The following is a 17,731-nucleotide window of genomic DNA, read 5'->3' on the forward strand; positions in this document are numbered from 1 at the left end:
AGAAGGAGAAAAGGCTTTTCGAGGAAATACCGTCGGAGTAATTAGTTCTGCTCTTGCCCATTTCAGCGAAAATGAATGTGATGTAAATTGGTATATTCATCAAATTGGGAAGCTTGTAAAAAAGAAAAATGAATTCATTGTGCAAGACGCCGAAATGGCATTAATGAAAATCATAATCAATAAATATGATACACCAGGGACGAATAGTGAGGGGATTCAAGAACTTGTGACATATTTAAAAAGTCATGAGGATGATACGGTTCGAAACTATGCAAATAAATTACAGCGTTTAATCGATCAGAAAAAATAGAAATAGTTTCTTTGAGGTTTAATTTTAGTGAAGAGTTACTAAAAAGGGACTTCTCAATTAATTATCGAATATTTGCAGGTAGTAAGTTCAAAATGTGATTGTTTGTCGCGACTATTAAAAGTAATCACATTAAATTTAACAAACGCGATAATGTATCTTTGGTCGTTATTCATTAATCCGAAAAGTCTAAAAGGGGTGACCATTGAATGAAGAAAAACCAAGAATTCTATAGAGGTTGTTTGATTGGGGGAGCAATTGGTGATGCCCTTGGGTTGCCAGTTGAATTTCTCGACTTAGAAGAAATCATTGAGCGATATGGTCCTAATGGCATTCAAGATTTACAACTATCATCTTCTGGGAAATCGCTAATTACTGATGATACTCAAATGACTCTTTTTACTGCTGAAGGAATCTTGAGAGCTGAAAATAGAGGTAGATCAAAAGGGATTTGTCATCCTCCTTCAGTCGTAGAATTTGCCTATCAGAGATGGTTGCTGACACAAGGGAATACAAGATTCGAAGATTATGAATGGATTTATAATGGATGGTTACTGGAGCTCAAAGAACTACACGCAAGGAGGGCTCCTGGACATACTTGTTTATCCGCTCTTATAAGTAGGAAACCAGGGTCAATAGAAGAACATGTAAATAATAGCAAGGGCTGCGGAGGGGTTATGCGGGTTGCTCCTGCAGGTCTATTTTATAGCAAATCAGAGGCTTTTCATATGGCAGCCGAGTTTGCTTCTCTTACTCATGGACATCCATCCGGTTATCTATCTGCTGGAGCTTTATCATATTTAATTGCGTCTATTATAGAAGGACATGACATTGAAACTGCGGTGAAAAATACACTTATTGAGCTTAAGAACCACAAAAAGCATGAGGAGTGCACTCTAATCTTGATGAAGGCAATGGAGCTTGCTAAAAGTGGATCTTCTAATATTAAGGCGATAACACAGCTTGGCGAAGGTTGGGTTGGTGAAGAAGCACTAGCGATTTCTATATATTGTGCTTTGAAGTACCAGGACGATTTTAAGAAGGCGATAATAACCGCAGTAAATCATAGCGGGGACAGTGATAGTACAGGCGCGATCACCGGTAATATTCTCGGAGCATACTTGGGATTGAGCGATATTCCTTCTGATTGGATCGAGAAGGTTGAATTAAGTGAAAGTATTCTACAACTTGCTGATGACCTGCTCATAAAATATCAAGACACTGAGGAATGGTGGAAGCGATACCCAGGTTCTTAGTCGGTTCTTAAAAGTACAATCTATTACCCAATCTGACTTAGTGTATAACATAGCAACTATTTAAAAGGAGAAATAGGATGAAAAGAATTGCAATACTTTCAGACATACATGGAAATATGACTGCATTAGAGGCTGTGATTGAAGATATTAAATTACGTAATATTGATGAGGTCATTTGTATTGGTGATCTTATTGGTAAAGGTCCAGAACCAGCAAAAGTCATCGCAAAGATTAGAAATCATTGTGATGTTGTCATTCGAGGAAACTGGGATGAATTTATTTTAAATGAATCAGATTCTGAGTCAATTAAATGGCAACAAAATCAATTAAGTACGGAAGATAATTATTATTTGAAACAGTTACCGTTTTGCTATGAATTTATGCTTGGAGATAAGTTTATACGATGCGCCCATGCCTCCCCGCGATCAGTTCACGAGCGAATTTTGCCCTTTCATCCGTTGGAGAAGCAAGAAACGTTATTCGAAAATAGCGAATTGACGACTAATATTTGTGGTGAACGAATACCTGATTACTATATATACGGTGATATTCATTATGCTTGTGTAAAGCCGATTAAAGGGAAGGGCATTTTGGTGAATGTTGGGAGTGTGGGAAATCCACTGGACATCCCTGAAGCTTCATATTGTATTCTTGAACAAGTTGGTAACAGTGTTGGTGTTCAACTTGTTCGTGTACCGTATGATAAAGAAGCTGTTCTCAAAATAGCAAAAGAAGTTGAAATGCCTGGGCTTGAAGTATATAGAAAAGAAATTATGGAATGTATTTATCGTGGTAAAAAAGAGAAATAAGCAATTGACTTAATTAACACAATAATAATTTAAGATAAAAACGACAATTATCGTTAGACATGAGGTGTGTCAATTGAAGAGAAGAATCTCGAGGGTAACATACGAATTCCTTAAAAAGGAGTTTAATTACTTAGAAAGCACTGGCAATTTGAACAAAGGGCAAGCTGACGAATTAATTGATTTGTACGAGTCTCCAACAACACAAGTTCAATCACAAATGGTGAAAATGAATGCTGTACAAATCCTTTCTATTATCGGTGGCGTCTTAATCGGTTTAGGAATTCTTAGTTTTGTAGCGAGTAACTGGTCTGAACTTACAAAGACATTCAAGTTCTTTATACTATTAACTACGCTTATCGGGTTTTATCTAGCTGGCTTGATGTTAGAAATGAAAAAACCGGCACTCTCAAGAGCATTATATTATATAGGGGCATTTGCGTATGGTGCTGAAATATTCTATATCGGCCAGATGTTTCATTTAGGTGGAAATTTAGAAGATGCCTTCTTAATGTGGGGGATAGGTATTTTGCCTTTAGGGATGTATTTAAAAGACAAAATATTAAAAGGGGCAAGTCTAGTATTTGTCTATGCATTTATTGAAATGAAGTTCCTTTTTGCAGAAGGTTTATTAGAATATGGACCTATTCTCATCATTCCTGCACTTTTTGCTTTTGGCTACTATTTCATGCGAAACAACGTTTATGTCAGACTGGTAAACTTCTTCATTCTCTATCAGTTTGTTGAAATGACCTTTATGTTTGCAGATGACTGGACCAAGTATTTATCGATATTAATCATTCCTGCACTTTTCGCACTAAACTATCTTGTTATGAATAAATCAATAGAACTAATGATTGCGAATTTTGTTTTACTCTATCAATTCATTGCCATGCATTTTTTATTCGAACCCATATTAGAACATGACAATTTTCCTTACGTAGCTGTATTATCTGTACCGATTCTTTTCTATATAGGACACGTCATTATGAATAAGTCACAACCATTATTTATCGTCAACTTCACATTCACACTAATTTTAACAGCACTCTTATTTTACCACTTTGAGTATGAGAATTTTGCAGCTATAGCACTTTTCTACTTCACACTATGGATGATCATAACCTATATTCAACATCCGGATTATAAAGATTTTATGAGGTTAACAGGGACAATACTACATTTCCCAACTGCTTTAATATTGTCATTTCCTGATATATGGTTTCCTATGTTTTACAAGGATCTTGGCAATTACATGGATACGCCAGACTCGAGAGCTTTAATAGCGTCAGTTGCTTTCTCAGTCGTCTATATAATCTATGCACTGACACTTGTAAAAAAAGAGAATCTGTACGGAGTAGCAATTGTCTGTGTGTTCGTTTTACGTTTCTATGTAGATCTATCACTAGCATTTATGGACAAATCAATTGCTTTCATCATTGGGGGCTTATTATTACTAGGTCTCGGCTATTGGTTTGAAAAAACGCGGAGAAAGGAGATGGTTAAGAATGAAGAACCTCACAAAGAATAAATTATTTTTAATCTCTCTACTATTTCCGATTATCCTTTTGTTAAGCATGACAATTAAGCCATTAGCCACAATCAATTATGGCGAAACAATACGGCTACAAACAGTACCAGTAGATCCGAGTAACATATTCTATGGCGACTATGTAGACTTAGAGTTTGAAGCGGAAAACATACCGATTAATCTTGTAGAAAAGACTCTGAGAAAGAAACTGGAAGATAACACTTATGGTAGTTACCCACAAGATGAATTAAAGGTGTATATCCTCTTAGCACATAATAATGAAACAAATACGCATCAAGTGACTAGCTTATCTTTGAGTAAACCAAAATCAGGTACTTATATTAAAGGGAGTCTTAACCCATACATCAACGATGGTAAAGTGAGAGCGTTAATTCCAATTGAACAGTACTATCTAGAGGATGACACGGGATTAGAGTTAGAAGACAAAGCACGTAATGGGGAGCTAATAGCAACAATTAAAGTACGTAATGGGTATGCAATCTTGAGGAGTGTAGAGTAATTTCTGATTTTTTTATGTAATGAGTTAATTAATAATTAATCCACTTTGAAACAGAACTGAGCGGGGGAACGTGACCCTGTAAAGCTCTGTTTCGTTGCTGCTTAAGGATGATCAATTCAGTTGTACTTTCAATCATTTATCCCTATTAATCCGATATGATATACAGTAAATATTTCTTGAAAAATCGTAAGTCATAGTAATAGTATTATTAAATGAAGAGGATATAATAATGAAAGAAATCATAAAATACATAAGATACTATTTTCGGAAAGAGGTTTGAATGATGTCGCAGAAACCTGATGATTCAGGCCTTATTAAAAGTCATCCAGATTGGATGCAAAGTTTTATTGATTCGCCAGAGAAACAACAAAAGCTTTACAGACGAACTTTGTGGATTGTTGTCATTTCACAAATTTTCGGTGGAGCAGGGCTTGCAGCAGGGATAACTGTTGGGGCACTTCTCGCTCAAGATATGCTAGGTACAGATAGTTTTGCAGGAGTTCCTGTTGCGCTGTTTACTCTTGGTTCTGCTGGTGCCGCACTAATTATAGGGCGACTGTCACAACGTTTTGGACGGCGCTCAGGACTTGCCACAGGATTCTTAACTGGTGGGGTTGGCGCAATCGGAGTAATTATCGCAGCATTAACCAATAATATCTTCCTGCTGTTTGCTTCATTCCTAATCTATGGTTTCGGAACTGCTACCAACTTACAAGCGCGCTATGCAGGGACTGACTTAGCAAATGCTAAACAGCGAGGAAAGGCAATTAGTATTGCAATGGTTTCAACTACATTTGGTGCTTTTGCCGGTCCAAACTTAGTCGGAGTCATGGGTAAGTTTGCTGTGTCAGTCGGTGTGCCAGCTTTAGCAGGTCCGTTCATTTTAGCGGCAGTAGCCTATATTATTGCCGGTTTAGTTCTTTTAGTTTTACTTCGTCCGGACCCACTTGCTGTTGCAAATGCCATTGCCGATTCTAATAGCGATCGTAATTTATTTGAAGAGAATGCCAAAACACTAGAAAGCAACAAGCGAGGAATCATCTTAGGCGCAACGGTAATGGTGATCACTCAAATAGTCATGGTTGCCATTATGACGATGACACCTATACATATGAGGCATCACGGACATGATCTAAGTGATATAGGAATGGTCATTGGTTTTCATGTTGCAGCCATGTATTTGCCGTCATTGGTAACAGGTGTATTAGTTGATAAGTTTGGACGTCTTGTCATGACAATCGCTGCTGGAGCTACGTTAATGGCTGCAGGTTTTGTAGCAGCATTTGCACCGGGCGATTCCTTAATCGTTCTAATAGTTGCACTTGTTCTACTCGGACTTGGCTGGAACTTTGGTTTGATTAGTGGCACAGCACTCATCGTGGATTCAACACAGCCATCCAATCGTGCAAAAACACAAGGGAAAGTTGATGTTTTGGTAGCGTTAGCTGGTGTATCTGGGGGAGGCCTTTCAGGAATAGTGGTAGCACAAACAAGTTACGCTATACTTTCTCTTGTTGGAGGCTTCCTTTCATTACTGCTAATACCAGTCGTTATTTGGTCTCGTAAAAAGGAATAAAAGTAAGAAAAAGGGAGTTCAATTCGTATATGAATTGAACCCCCTATATTTTTACAACTTTATTGTCATTTTATGTTAATATAAAAAAAAAATGAATTCATTGGTGAGTGAAGAGATATGCCGATGGAGCAGAAAAAAATAAAATCGAAGATGAAATAGGCTATGTTGTTTATGGGGAAGAAGGGCAACGTGGAGTTAGAACATTAACATTTGATGGAAAACAAATGAATGTCTCCCATAGTGTTGATGGTAAATTTATTGAGGAATTTAACTGTAAAGATATCATGTTTGAAACAAAGATAGAAGTAGACAAGTATATTCTTAGGCAATGTACTGGGGACTATACTGGGGACTTTGAGTTATTATCAGTTTCGAATAAAGAATAAATATGAATATGTTTAACTCACATGTGCTTTACTTCAAGAAAGAGTAGAGCCTTTTTTTATTGAATTAAAGCAGCAGATTAGTAAAAAAGAAAAGGGAAAAAGAGACCTAACGACGAATTGATTCATATTGTAAATCAATTTAATTTATTGGAGGTATTTATGAATCCTATACGAAATCAAATCGGGACAGTTTTTATTCCTGTAAGTAATATTGAAAGGGCACGTAATTGGTATTGTGACATACTTGGTTTAGCAGCAGATGGCGAAATATTATTTGGTCACTTATTTATAGTACCTATGAATGGAACAGGGATTGTATTAGATAGCAAAATTTTTTCAGTTGAAAATATATTCAAAGCCCCACTATTTCATTTCAATACTAATAATATAGAAAGTGCTTACGAGTATATGAAGGAAAAGAACGTAGAAATAGTAACAGGAATTGAGCATAACCAATGGTTTAATTTTAAAGACCCTGATGGGAATCATTTAATGGTGTGTAAGTGTTAACACTTTCTTAAGCTAACGAGGTGTTTTAGTGATTAGAGCAACGAATTTTATAGAGGATAATGCAACAATCAGAGTAGGATAAATCTTCCATGGGTGTTTCCCGTAAGGGAGCGGCGACATTCTGTGATGCAACGTGGTTGTTGGAGTCAGACTAACGGTTGGGCTCGAAGCACCAAAGTTGATCGACCTTCATCACCTAGCCTTAGCATTCTATACCCGTTCTGAATACATTTTCATACTCTTTGGTGTAGCGCTGGTTTTGGTCTACATGGATGGCTAACGGGGCAGGTTACTTGAAGGAACTGCTTATTTTTTTAAGGTAGGTAATGATAAATTGTTAGGGGATGTAATATGAATAAGATGGTTGCAACTTTTAAAGAAATGTTCTCAGATTCATTTTCGATGGGTAAAGGCTTCATATATGGATTTATAATGGTTGGATCGTTAATTTTAATCGGTTTTGCTTTATTTTACGGTATTCTGTTTCTAAGAAATCTTATATTTTAACCAGTGGTGAGGAATTTTTAAACCATTCCCATCTTCAACTAAATGCTTTACTTCAATAAGGAAACTAACATATGTGGGGTGCGTTATGAAAAGATACGAAAAGATGTTAGTTGCAATTAATAATAAGGAGTTTAATTGTTTCAGTGATAAAGGGGATTGGCTTTATATTGCATCTAAAAAAGATACGAAGAAAAGACTGTTTCGTTCACCGAGCTATCTTTATTACTTCGTTTCTTTAAATCCAGAACGGATGCCTTCAGAAATTGGAGTAGTAAAGAAAATTATAGGTGAAATTACCGCTAGGGAACTTGCAGAATTAGATTATACAAGTAGAAAAGAAGATATATCGCTACTTAATGAGGATGCCTTCAAAGAATATGAATGGTTTTTAGAAAAAGTCAATGCTCAACCTGAACACACTCCTATGGCAGTAACGTGGTTTGAAAAAACACTCCCCAAGAAAGAAAAAGAGTTGCGTGTACATAAAAAGTTCTTTACTGGTCTAACGAAAGACGAGAAAAAAGAGGTGTTTGAAGATGAAAATTGAAACCTTATTCAACTAAAGTGGCAGTAGTTGAATAAGGAATATCTATAATATTTATGGAAGGTAGTATTAATATTCTGAAGATAGGGTTATTTAGAAAAAGTGATTCAAAACTGAACCGCTTATTATTTTACCCGATATCTTTTGTTACTTCCTTTTAAGTTTCGATGTCTGAACCAATTCCGTTAAGGATCTTCTGAGAAATACCTCAATCAAATAAATTCATACTTAAATAACGTTCCCCTGTGTCAGGTGCAATACATAATACTTTTTTTCCTTTTCCTAAACGTTTAGCGATTTCAATGGCTGCATAAACAGCTGCACCTGCTGATGGTCCAACAAAAACCCCTTCTTCTCGTGCTAATTTTCTGAAAACCTCAATCGCATCTTCATCGCTGATTTGCATAATTTCATCGTACACTTTTGTATTCAGAATATCTGGGATAAATCCAGGGCTTGTACCAACTAGCTTATGTTTGCCAGGTTTTCCTCCGGATAAAACAGGTGATCCTTTTGGTTCCACAACAGCTACATACAAACCAGGGAGATGTTCTTTCAAGGTTTCCCCAGTGCCAGTGATGGTTCCGCCGGTGCCTGCTGTTGCCACAAATGCGTCCAGTTCATCATTCATTTGCTCCAAAATCTCTAGAGCGGTTGTAGTTCGGTGGATATCTGGATTAGCTGTGTTTTCGAATTGTTGAGGAATAAAACTATTCGGAATTTCATTCTTAAGTGCTAGAGCTTTTTGTATGGCTCCTGGCATTTTTTCTTCATTTGGAGTCAACACAACTTCAGCACCAAAAGCTTTCAGAAGATTAATTCGTTCTTGCGTCGCGTTATCAGGAAGTACGAGTATTGCCCTGTAGCCTTTTGCAGCTGCCACCATTGCAAGACCGATTCCAGTATTGCCGCTTGTCGGTTCAATAATCGTATCACCTGGATTTATCAGCCCTTGTTCTTCAGCCATTTTGATCATATTATTGGCAGCTCGGTCTTTCACACTCTTTGTCGGATTAAACATCTCCAACTTTACATAAACATCAGCCGCTTCGACTGGTACGATCCTATTTAGCTTTACAACAGGGGTATTTCCAATCAAATCAGTAATATTGTTAAATGGTTTCATGACTAAAACAACCTTTCGTTATCAATGATACAAAACACGTTTATTCTATTGTAATACAAACAAGGCATAGCAACCAAATAGAGAAACTCGGAATTACAACATTAGCATGCTATTAATTCAAAAGAGAATGACATTAATAAAAAAACCTTCGAGTTGAAAAGTAGATAATTATGTTAAAAACACTGAAACTTGTATTAAGAAATAATTTTCAAATTAGTAGGGATGTGTGAAATGTAATGTATTTTCACTCATTACCTTAATAATAATAAGGTTCAACCAGATGACATTGGAGAAGTATTAATAATCGATATGTACTACTTGTGCTTTGGCCTGGACTTTTCTACTATATCGATTTGAATTTTAGGTGATAGATTCAATTTGATATCTAGCAGTGTCGCTCGTTCATGATAGGATTGCCATAAAAAAGAGCAGAATGGAGGAATTTGCCTCGCTCTGCCCTTTTGGTTTTAGATGGTGGTTCAGGTTTTTGGCCGAAAGTAATCCGAATGCTATACAATCCTACGTTTTAATCTCTGAGTAAAACCAAATTCCATTATTGCTCTTCTAAATATGTTACAGCAACACTTTGTTTACTCGCTTTGATCGACATGTTCTATATAAATGGGGTCACCGTTATAGGTGACACTAATCATATTTTTCGAATTAGAGATTTCTTGTGCACGGTGTGTATCCATGTTAGCACCTCCTTTCCAAGCAGAATTAACTTTACAAAACAGCAGAGCAGAGGTCTTAACCATTGCTCTGCTTTTTGTTCTTTAAGTTAAGGTGCTTGTTGCGTCCAAATGTATAAATTTAACTCCTGAGCTTATGACTGACTTAAGCGATTTTCAACAGCTTCCAAAACATTGTCAATGGACATTCCTGACATTGCAACGACAGGAAATGTGAATTCATCGTTATGTCCCTCGTTAATTGCCCTTACCACACCAACATCATAACCAGTAACATTTTCATCTGTGTTGAACATCGTCACTGTATGTCCTTTTTCTTCAAGCGCGAGTCTCACATCTTCATATGGTTTTTCTACTGCGATTTTTGCCATTATTCCACATCCTTCATTCAAAATATAGAAACACAAAAGTTATTCTGCCCTAAAGTTTCGACACTAACCACCGTTAATTCTATTACACTTATTCTGTTTCGATTTTTCTTTTCTTTAGATAAAAAAACAATCTGAATCAATAATTTCCACCTTTTATATCCATACTACTGTGAGAGGTGAAAAATATGTATAAATTGTTATCTCATAATGATTTGGACGGCGTCGGATGCGGTATATTAGCGAAACTCGCTTTTGGTAAACAGGTGAAGGTTAGATACAATTCCATTGCCAGTCTAAATCGTGAAGTAGAGTGGTTCTTGGAAAATGACGATAAGAATACATTTTTATTTATTACGGATTTGTCTGTAAACGACGAAAATGAAAGAAAACTTAATGACTTTTACCAGTCAGATGGACGATTACAGTTGCTAGATCATCATAAAACTGCGCTACATTTTAACGAATATGAATGGGGACATGTAGTGGTTGAGGACGAAGAAGGGAAATTAACTTCTGCAACTTCCTTATTTTATGAACATCTTGTAAGTAATCAACTATTAAAACCATCTGAGGCAATTGCTGAATTTGTAGAGCTAGTTAGACAATATGATACGTGGGAATGGGAGAAAAATGATAATGCACATGCGCAGCGTCTTAATGCACTTTTTTACTTAATTACTATTGAGGAATTTGAAGAAAAAATGTTGAGTCGACTAATGACCGATGACCATTTTCGTTTTGACGAATTCGAAAACAAAATACTCGATATGGAAGAGAATAAAATCGAACGTTATATTCGACGCAAACGCAGAGAACTTATCCAAACACAAGTTGGGAATTATTTAGCAGGTATTGTCTATGCCGAATCTTATCATTCTGAACTTGGCAATGAACTCGGCAAAGAATACCCACATTTAGACTATATTGCTATTTTAAATATTGGTGGAAAACGTATAGGATTTCGAACGGTACACGATCATGTGGATGTTTCAGAAGTAGCTGGTACATTCGGTGGTGGAGGGCATGCAAAAGCATCGGGTAGTTCACTCACTAAAGAAGCATACACTCAGTTTGTTTTAGAGACATTTAACTTGGATCCCCTGAGGGAAGACGCAAGGAGAAACCGATACAATATAAAACATTCTTTATTCGGATGTCTTTATAAAAATCAAACGGAAGAAATCTTCTTTCTCTATCCCTTAGGGGAAAGCGAATGGCTAATTGAAAAAAACAAAAAAATACTCGATTCAAAATTTGAAAGTTTTGATGACGGTGAGAAATATTTGAAAAGAAACTATGCCGCATGGTTAGTGAGAGATGATACGTTTGTTAAATATCTAATGGATGGGTTTTCGAGCAGAAAGTTCAAATAATCGAATCGTTTTAAACTTAGATAACCTAGGGCATGCTGAAAAAGTAAAGAACTATTAGGAGGAATAACAATTCATGTTATCAAGCAAAGAACTTCAAGCATTGAAAGACTTTCACAGTGGAGAACGTAATGTGTTAAGTATGTATTTAAATACGAATCCAGGTGACCCTGACAATTTAAACGGGGGTTGGAAAATCCATCTTAAAAATGGATTTAAGGATTTAAGTAAGTTACTTTCAGAAAAAGAAAGTGAACTGAAATCATTAAAGGCATTAAAAGAAAAAGTTCTTAATGATCTGGATAAAAATCCAGATGATTTGAGAAAAGGCTTAGTTCTTTTTGCTTGTGGGAATCCTGAACTCTGGTCGGTTCATTATGTACAAGTGCCAGTTAAATCAAGCTTCCATTGGGAAGATCATCCTGTACTTGAACAGTTAGAGTATATGTATAAAGCATATCCAGATGCAGGTGTAGTTTTACCAAGTTTTGGGGAAGTACGTATTTTAGATACGGCGATGGGGGTAGTGAAGGAAGAACTTACTTACGTATTTGATCCAAACCTTGAAGAGTGGGGACAATCGAAACAAATGGATCCAACTGGTTCCCATGTAATTGGCAGTAGTAAAGTTGATTTTCTAGAGTCCCGATTGAAAGAAAATTTAAACAGGTTCTTTAAAAGTATGGGCATCACCGTTGAACGTTTAAAGAAAGAACGTGGCTGGGAAGAAATTCATGTGGCGGGCGAAACTGAATTGGCGATTGCTTTCTCTGAAACATTACGAAAAAAACCTACAAGCTGTATTTACAAAAATTTAAACAACAGCAAAACAAGTAATGTAATTCATCAAGTGTTTGAAAAATAAAGAAGGTACTATAGCATACAAAAAAAGGTCATTTACTATCGTTGAATAGTAAATGATCTTTTTTTATGTTTAGTAAGGGTGCTAAATATTGAGGATTTGTATATGTATTTCTAGCACTTTCTGTCATTTGCTACTTTCAACCCCCATAAATTTCTATTGTATGGGAATAAATATTCAGATATACTAAAAATAATTATCTGTAATATTCAGATAATTATAGATAATTAGATTTAAACAAGATTAATAGGGGGTATTTCATTGAAACGTATTAAACGCTTATTTTCTTTAGGAATTATTGCATCTAGTGTAAGTTTAGCTTTAGTTGGATGTGGAACTGATTCAACGACAGGAACAGGAGACACTGGGGGGGATAAGAAATATATCGTTGCAACAGACGCTACGTATGCACCAATGGAATATATGGATGATAAAGGAAACATTGTAGGGACAGATATTGATATATTAAATGCTATTGCAGAAGAATTAGACATTGAATTGGAATTCAAAAATTATGGTTGGGAACCACTATTCACTGCCGTTTCAAGTGAAGAAGTAGACTTCGCGGTTTCTTCAATAACAATTACGGACGAACGAAAAGAAACGTATGATTTTTCAGATCCTTACTATGTGGCTAATCAATTAATTTTAGTGCCAGAAGATTCATCCGTTACAAAATTTGAAGATTTAAAAGATAAGCGAGTGTCTGTCCAAATTAATACGACTGGTCATGGAGTAGTAAAAGAATTACTTGGTAATACAAGTTCGAAAATTGTTGCAACGGAATCAATGCCGCTTGCCATTAGTGAAATGTTAAACGGCAATGCTGATGCAGCAATTGGGGACAATGCAGTCATCAATGAATACAAGAAAAACAATCCAAAAGTTGCCTTGAAAACAGTTGAAGATGAAGCTTTCGAAAAAGAGTACTATGGAATAATGGTTAAAAAGGGGAATAAAGAAATTCTTGATTTATTAAATGAAGGTATTGCGAAACTGAAAGAAAATGGGAAATTAAAAGAAATCACTGGTTTTGATGTAGAGTAACTTTACATTTAACAGGGTAGTGGAGGTGATTGACATGGATTTTCCGGACATTAGATGGGATATAATTTGGAACTATAGAGAATTATTTATTCGAGGAATTTGGATTACTCTTTCACTTACAATTGTCGGTTATTTAGGTGGCATTGTATTGGGTTTATTCTTAGGTATGGGGAAGCTATCGAAGAAAAAGTGGATATATTATCCGAGTAAATACTATGTTGATTTCTTCCGTGGAACCCCTTTGCTTGTGCAAATCCTCTTGATTCATTTAGCAATCATACCAGCAATTTTTGGTCATTCTTTGGGATATTTTGTTTCCGGATGTGTGGCACTCATATTAAACAGTGCTGCTTATAATGCTGAAATAATTCGTGCAGGTATTCAGTCGATTGAAAAAGGTCAAATGGAAGCGGCAAGATCACTAGGGATGCCACCCAATATGGCCATGAGACATATTATTTTACCTCAAGCATTAAGACGAATGATTCCACCACTTGGCAATGAGTTGATTGCATTGCTAAAAGATTCATCCTTAGTAACAGTTATCGCAGCAAACGATTTATTATATGCAGGCAAAGTCGTCGCCGGTGCGTATTCCCGTTTCTGGGAACCATATATCACAGTGGCAATATTATACTTACTACTTACGTTTGTCTTTGGGAAAATTATTACGTATGTTGAAAATCGCTTCAGTAATAGTTTTGTACCTAAGCAGAAAAAAGGTGTTTTTTCAATTCGGCGTTAATGGTTAGGACGGTGGACAGATGATTAAAATCAAAGGATTGCATAAATCGTTTGGAGAATTAGAAGTGCTGAAAGGCATCGATTATGAAGTGAAAGAGAAAGAAATTATTTGCGTGATTGGTCCAAGTGGTTCAGGAAAAAGCACATTTTTACGATGCATCAATATGCTAGAAGATGTAACGGCTGGAGATGTGTTCATTGATGGCGTCAAAGTCAATGATGCGAACACGGATATCAATGCCATTCGAAAAGAAGTAGGCATGGTCTTCCAACAATTTAACCTGTTTCCGCATATGCGAGTATTGGAAAATATAACGATTGCTCCGATAAAGATTAAGAAAATGAATCCAAAAGATGCTCAAGCTCTTGCTCATCAATTACTGAAAAAAGTGGGACTTGGCGATAAAGCGAATTCTTATCCTGAACAGCTTTCTGGTGGACAAATGCAACGGGTTGCCATTGCAAGAGCATTAGCAATGGAACCAAGAATTATGCTATTTGATGAACCAACTTCTGCACTTGACCCAGAAATGGTTAATGAAGTGTTGGATGTAATGAAACAACTTGCGTATGAAGGCATGACCATGGTGGTCGTAACACATGAAATGGGCTTCGCGAAAGAAATGGGAGACCGGGTACTATTCATGGATCAGGGACTTCTTGTCGAAGAAGGAACTCCTGATCAAGTGTTTAATAATCCACAACATGAGCGAACTAAAGCATTTTTGAGTAAAGTTCTATAAATCATATCTACACAAACTTCAATCTAGTGGAAGGCATCCTACTTTAGTGTATTACATACTCTGAAATAGGATGTTTTTTTGCTTAATTAAGAAAGGGTCCAATTGTTGAATAAGTATGTGAAAGAATTTATCACATTTCCAGATGTTGTGATTATGGGAGTAATTTTCTTAGGACTCTCCATTGCGACAATTCCACATCTATTAGAGCTCAATATATGGATAGCAATCGGAATTGGTATGTTGCTTTATGCAGTCAGTGAGTATGTCATGCATCGATTCCTCTTTCATATGAAAACGCTGACTAATCCTTTTCTTTTAAAGACAATCAAACGATTGCATTTTGATCATCATGAAAAGCCTAATGATTTGCATCTACTGTTTCTTCCTATGTGGTTCAGTCTTCCAAGCTTTATTATTACCGCAATTATTTTCTATGTACTTACTTCTGATTTGCAAACGACACTTGCTTTTCTTTTTGGATTATTCGGTTATTTTTTGTATTATGAGTGGAAGCACTTTGTAGCACATAAGCCTTTACAACCCTATACGAAAATTGGGAAAGACATTAAAAAAGCCCATTTGTGGCATCATTTTAAAAATGAAAATTATTGGTATGGAGTAACACATGCTACATTTGATAAAACCATGGGGACTTATAAGGAACAAGACCAAGTGGAGAAAAGTGAGACAGCAAGGAACTTGGAGAATAGAGCGTAATTATATTTACAAAGAAAGGAGGGTCTTTTCAATAAGCCACTAATATAAAAATGAAGAAAAGTGAGTATTTTTTCTGCACTTACATTTGAACATGGTAACCAGTTAAGAAAAATGTCAGTTTTGCTCATTATGAACATATGATTGATTGGAGTGGAAGGCGGCGACTCCAGCGGGAATAGCATGAGCTAAAGACCCCACAGGCGAGTTTGCTCGACGAGGAGGCTGAGGCCATGCCCGCGGAAAGCGTCCGTCTGAAACGGAAATCAACCTCTACTAAATATAATAAAGGGACTGTTCCAAAAAGTCATATTTCATGACTTTTGGAACAGTCCCACCTTGTTATGTTTATGGTATTTCAATACCGTACAGAACATTTACAGATATTTCGCATATCGTTTCTCTAAATAATTTTGCAACACCGTCATTACTGAACAAATTGCCCAGTAAATGAGTGCCACCAAAATTAATAACGTTAATAAATCATATTCTCTTGCACCTACAATACGTGCCTTTTGAAAAATTTCTGGCACCGTAATCATGGCCGCAAGGGATGATGCTTTAATTAAATCCATTAAGACATTTGATAACGGCGGAATCGCAATTCTTACGGATTGTGGAAGAATTATTCGCTTCATCGATTGCCAGTAAGAAAGTCCAAGTGCTTTTGAAGATTCCCATTGTCCAATATCAACGGATGACAGAGAAGAGCGAAGAATTTCAGCCATGTAGGCAGCACTATTTAAACTGAATCCAATCAATGCAGCTTGCACCGCAGAAAATTCGATTCCGATTACTGGAAAACCGAAATACAAGAGAAATAAGATCACTAAGATTGGAACGCCTCTCATAAATGAAATATACATTCGAGCTGGCCATTGTAAAATCAAAAGTGAAGATGTTCGTGCAAGTGCAAGAAAAAATCCTATGATTAATCCAACGACCATACTTACAAGCGCAATTAATAGCGTATATCCTATCCCACTTAGAACGAAGGGGAAAGAATCAATGGCGAGTTGAGGATCAAATAATAGACCCCATTCAATTTCATTCAAAGCATTTCCCCCAAATTTTATTCCTTAATGTCTACTACTTGAGTAACGTCTGCTCCATTAAAGAACTTTCCTGAAATTTCAGCAATTGTCCCGTCTTCAAGCATTTCGTCTATCACTTTATTGACATTATCTTCAAGTTCTGTGTTTTCTTTGTTTATTGCAAATCCAATTTTAGATGGACTGTATTTAATATCTGGATGAATCGTAATATTCAATTCAGGAAATGCAGCTACTGCAAGTGTTTGAAGGTAATAGTCATTTAATATTACGTCTGTTCGTCCAATGCCTACATCACGTAAATAAACTTCATTTGGTGCATTGTCATATGTCACTTCTTCAGCTCCATATTGACGTGCCATTTCCATATAAACAGATGTAGAAGCGCCAGCAGCTTTTTTGTCTTTGAGGTCTTCTAACGTTTTAATCCCTGATAAATCATCTTTTCGTACAACTGCAGTACCATAAGAATGTTTAATTGGTGTAGAGAAAATGAAGTTCTCTAAACGATCTTCACTGATTTCAATGTCATTTGCGGCCATATCAACTTGTCCTGTTTTAACACTAGTAAGCATTTCATCAAAACCAAGCTCTTTAAAATCGACTTCAAGTTCTAGACGTTTTGCGACTTCGCGAACGACTTCTACTTCAAAGCCTGTTAATTCATCTGAGTTTTCATCACGGTAAGAAGTTGGGAAAAGTGTCCCAGATGTAGCAACTGTGATTGATTCTTCTTCTTGAATTTTGTCCCAAGCTGTTGCAGTTTTTTCTGATTCATTTGAAGTATTACTGCTATCATCATTGTTGCAGGCAGTTAAAAGGAATAAAGACATAATTCCTGTGAATAGTGCAAAACGTTGTTTCTTCATAAACGTATTCATAATAAGCCTCCCTAAATTAGAATCCGTTTAAAAACATACCATTTAACTATGAATTTGAGCAACCCTTTCAAAGTGTAATTAATTATTTCGTTTAATCTGAACATTTCGTTATAAAAGGTATCCAGGAGCTCAATCACAAAGTTGGATGACATTTTTATTTCTAAATGGGGAATCCGATTCGAAGAG

20 protein-coding genes and 1 pseudogene are annotated in these 17,731 nt (G+C 36.2%); 16 read left to right on the plus strand and 5 right to left on the minus strand.

The genetic code is table 11. The annotated features are described in order from the left end of the window. The 10 genes from WBG45_RS03320 to WBG45_RS03365 all read left to right on the plus strand — a co-directional run. The coding region (locus tag WBG45_RS03320) for a hypothetical protein (protein ID WP_424412373.1) at positions 1-310 on the plus strand (310 nt) is incomplete at its 5' end. Positions 311-516: 206 nt separating this feature from the next. After that, positions 517-1,563 carry an ADP-ribosylglycohydrolase family protein gene (locus WBG45_RS03325; RefSeq protein WP_424412374.1) on the plus strand — a complete coding sequence of 349 codons (1,047 nt, stop codon included), beginning with the start codon at positions 517-519 and terminating at the stop codon, positions 1,561-1,563. Positions 1,564-1,640: 77 nt separating this feature from the next. Further along, positions 1,641-2,372 (plus strand): metallophosphoesterase family protein, encoded by a 732-nt coding sequence (locus tag WBG45_RS03330; protein WP_424412375.1) that lies wholly within the window; start codon positions 1,641-1,643, stop codon positions 2,370-2,372. A gap of 64 nt (positions 2,373-2,436) precedes the next feature. Beyond that, a complete protein-coding gene (locus WBG45_RS03335) occupies positions 2,437-3,900 on the plus strand; it encodes a DUF2157 domain-containing protein (protein WP_424412376.1) in 1,464 nt (487 codons plus the stop codon). Continuing rightward, positions 3,878-4,420 carry a GDYXXLXY domain-containing protein gene (locus WBG45_RS03340; protein WP_424412377.1) on the plus strand — a complete coding sequence of 181 codons (543 nt, stop codon included), beginning with the start codon at positions 3,878-3,880 and terminating at the stop codon, positions 4,418-4,420. Before WBG45_RS03335 ends, WBG45_RS03340 begins: the two co-directional genes overlap by 23 nt. Positions 4,421-4,703: 283 nt before the next feature. After that, positions 4,704-5,996: an MFS transporter gene (locus WBG45_RS03345; RefSeq protein ID WP_424412378.1), complete on the plus strand. Its 1,293-nt coding sequence runs from the start codon at positions 4,704-4,706 to the stop codon at positions 5,994-5,996. Between the two features lie 107 nt (positions 5,997-6,103). Next, a complete protein-coding gene (locus tag WBG45_RS03350) occupies positions 6,104-6,382 on the plus strand; it encodes a hypothetical protein (RefSeq protein ID WP_424412379.1) in 279 nt (92 codons plus the stop codon). A gap of 159 nt (positions 6,383-6,541) precedes the next feature. Continuing rightward, entirely contained in the window at positions 6,542-6,892 is a 351-nt protein-coding gene (locus WBG45_RS03355) for a VOC family protein (protein ID WP_424412380.1), read from the plus strand. 351 nt (positions 6,893-7,243) lie between these two features. After that, positions 7,244-7,399, plus strand: coding sequence for a hypothetical protein (locus WBG45_RS03360; RefSeq protein WP_424412381.1), 156 nt, complete (start codon positions 7,244-7,246; stop codon positions 7,397-7,399). A 103-nt stretch (positions 7,400-7,502) separates the two neighbouring features. Further along, a complete protein-coding gene (locus WBG45_RS03365; RefSeq protein WP_424412382.1) occupies positions 7,503-7,946 on the plus strand; it encodes a hypothetical protein in 444 nt (147 codons plus the stop codon). A 205-nt stretch (positions 7,947-8,151) separates the two neighbouring features. On the opposite strand, the gene cysK is transcribed toward WBG45_RS03365, so the two are convergent. From cysK to WBG45_RS03380, 3 genes and pseudogenes are all read right to left on the minus strand, one after another. Continuing rightward, entirely contained in the window at positions 8,152-9,069 is a 918-nt protein-coding gene (cysK, locus tag WBG45_RS03370) for a cysteine synthase A (protein ID WP_424412383.1), read from the minus strand. Positions 9,070-9,662: 593 nt separating this feature from the next. Next, positions 9,663-9,764, minus strand: a pseudogene (locus tag WBG45_RS03375) (H-type small acid-soluble spore protein); the annotation flags it as partial. Between the two features lie 131 nt (positions 9,765-9,895). Beyond that, a complete protein-coding gene (locus tag WBG45_RS03380) occupies positions 9,896-10,132 on the minus strand; it encodes a YkuS family protein (protein ID WP_424412384.1) in 237 nt (78 codons plus the stop codon). 185 nt (positions 10,133-10,317) lie between these two features. On the opposite strand from WBG45_RS03380, the gene WBG45_RS03385 reads away from it, so the two are divergent. The 6 genes from WBG45_RS03385 to WBG45_RS03410 all read left to right on the plus strand — a co-directional run bounded on the left by WBG45_RS03385 (position 10,318) and on the right by WBG45_RS03410 (position 15,615). After that, entirely contained in the window at positions 10,318-11,505 is a 1,188-nt protein-coding gene (locus WBG45_RS03385; RefSeq protein ID WP_424412385.1) for a DHH family phosphoesterase, read from the plus strand. A 73-nt stretch (positions 11,506-11,578) separates the two neighbouring features. Continuing rightward, positions 11,579-12,367, plus strand: a complete 789-nt coding sequence (locus WBG45_RS03390; RefSeq protein ID WP_424412386.1) for a VLRF1 family aeRF1-type release factor — start codon at positions 11,579-11,581, stop codon at positions 12,365-12,367. A 258-nt stretch (positions 12,368-12,625) separates the two neighbouring features. After that, positions 12,626-13,411, plus strand: coding sequence for a basic amino acid ABC transporter substrate-binding protein (locus WBG45_RS03395; RefSeq protein ID WP_424412387.1), 786 nt, complete (start codon positions 12,626-12,628; stop codon positions 13,409-13,411). Between the two features lie 34 nt (positions 13,412-13,445). Continuing rightward, positions 13,446-14,156, plus strand: coding sequence for an amino acid ABC transporter permease (locus tag WBG45_RS03400; protein ID WP_424412388.1), 711 nt, complete (start codon positions 13,446-13,448; stop codon positions 14,154-14,156). 19 nt (positions 14,157-14,175) lie between these two features. Continuing rightward, a complete protein-coding gene (locus WBG45_RS03405; protein WP_424412389.1) occupies positions 14,176-14,898 on the plus strand; it encodes an amino acid ABC transporter ATP-binding protein in 723 nt (240 codons plus the stop codon). Positions 14,899-15,051: 153 nt separating this feature from the next. After that, positions 15,052-15,615, plus strand: a complete 564-nt coding sequence (locus tag WBG45_RS03410) for a sterol desaturase family protein (protein WP_424412457.1) — start codon at positions 15,052-15,054, stop codon at positions 15,613-15,615. A gap of 374 nt (positions 15,616-15,989) precedes the next feature. Here the strand turns inward: WBG45_RS03410 and WBG45_RS03415 are convergent, their stop codons facing one another. Both WBG45_RS03415 and WBG45_RS03420 read right to left on the minus strand, forming a co-directional pair. Then, positions 15,990-16,667, minus strand: coding sequence for an amino acid ABC transporter permease (locus tag WBG45_RS03415; protein ID WP_424412390.1), 678 nt, complete (start codon positions 16,665-16,667; stop codon positions 15,990-15,992). A 17-nt stretch (positions 16,668-16,684) separates the two neighbouring features. Further along, positions 16,685-17,545: a transporter substrate-binding domain-containing protein gene (locus WBG45_RS03420; RefSeq protein ID WP_424412391.1), complete on the minus strand. Its 861-nt coding sequence runs from the start codon at positions 17,543-17,545 to the stop codon at positions 16,685-16,687. Between the last annotated feature and the right edge of the window lie 186 nt (positions 17,546-17,731).

Source organism: Paenisporosarcina sp. (assembly GCF_049671445.1).
Taxonomy (GTDB): domain Bacteria; phylum Bacillota; class Bacilli; order Bacillales_A; family Planococcaceae; genus Paenisporosarcina.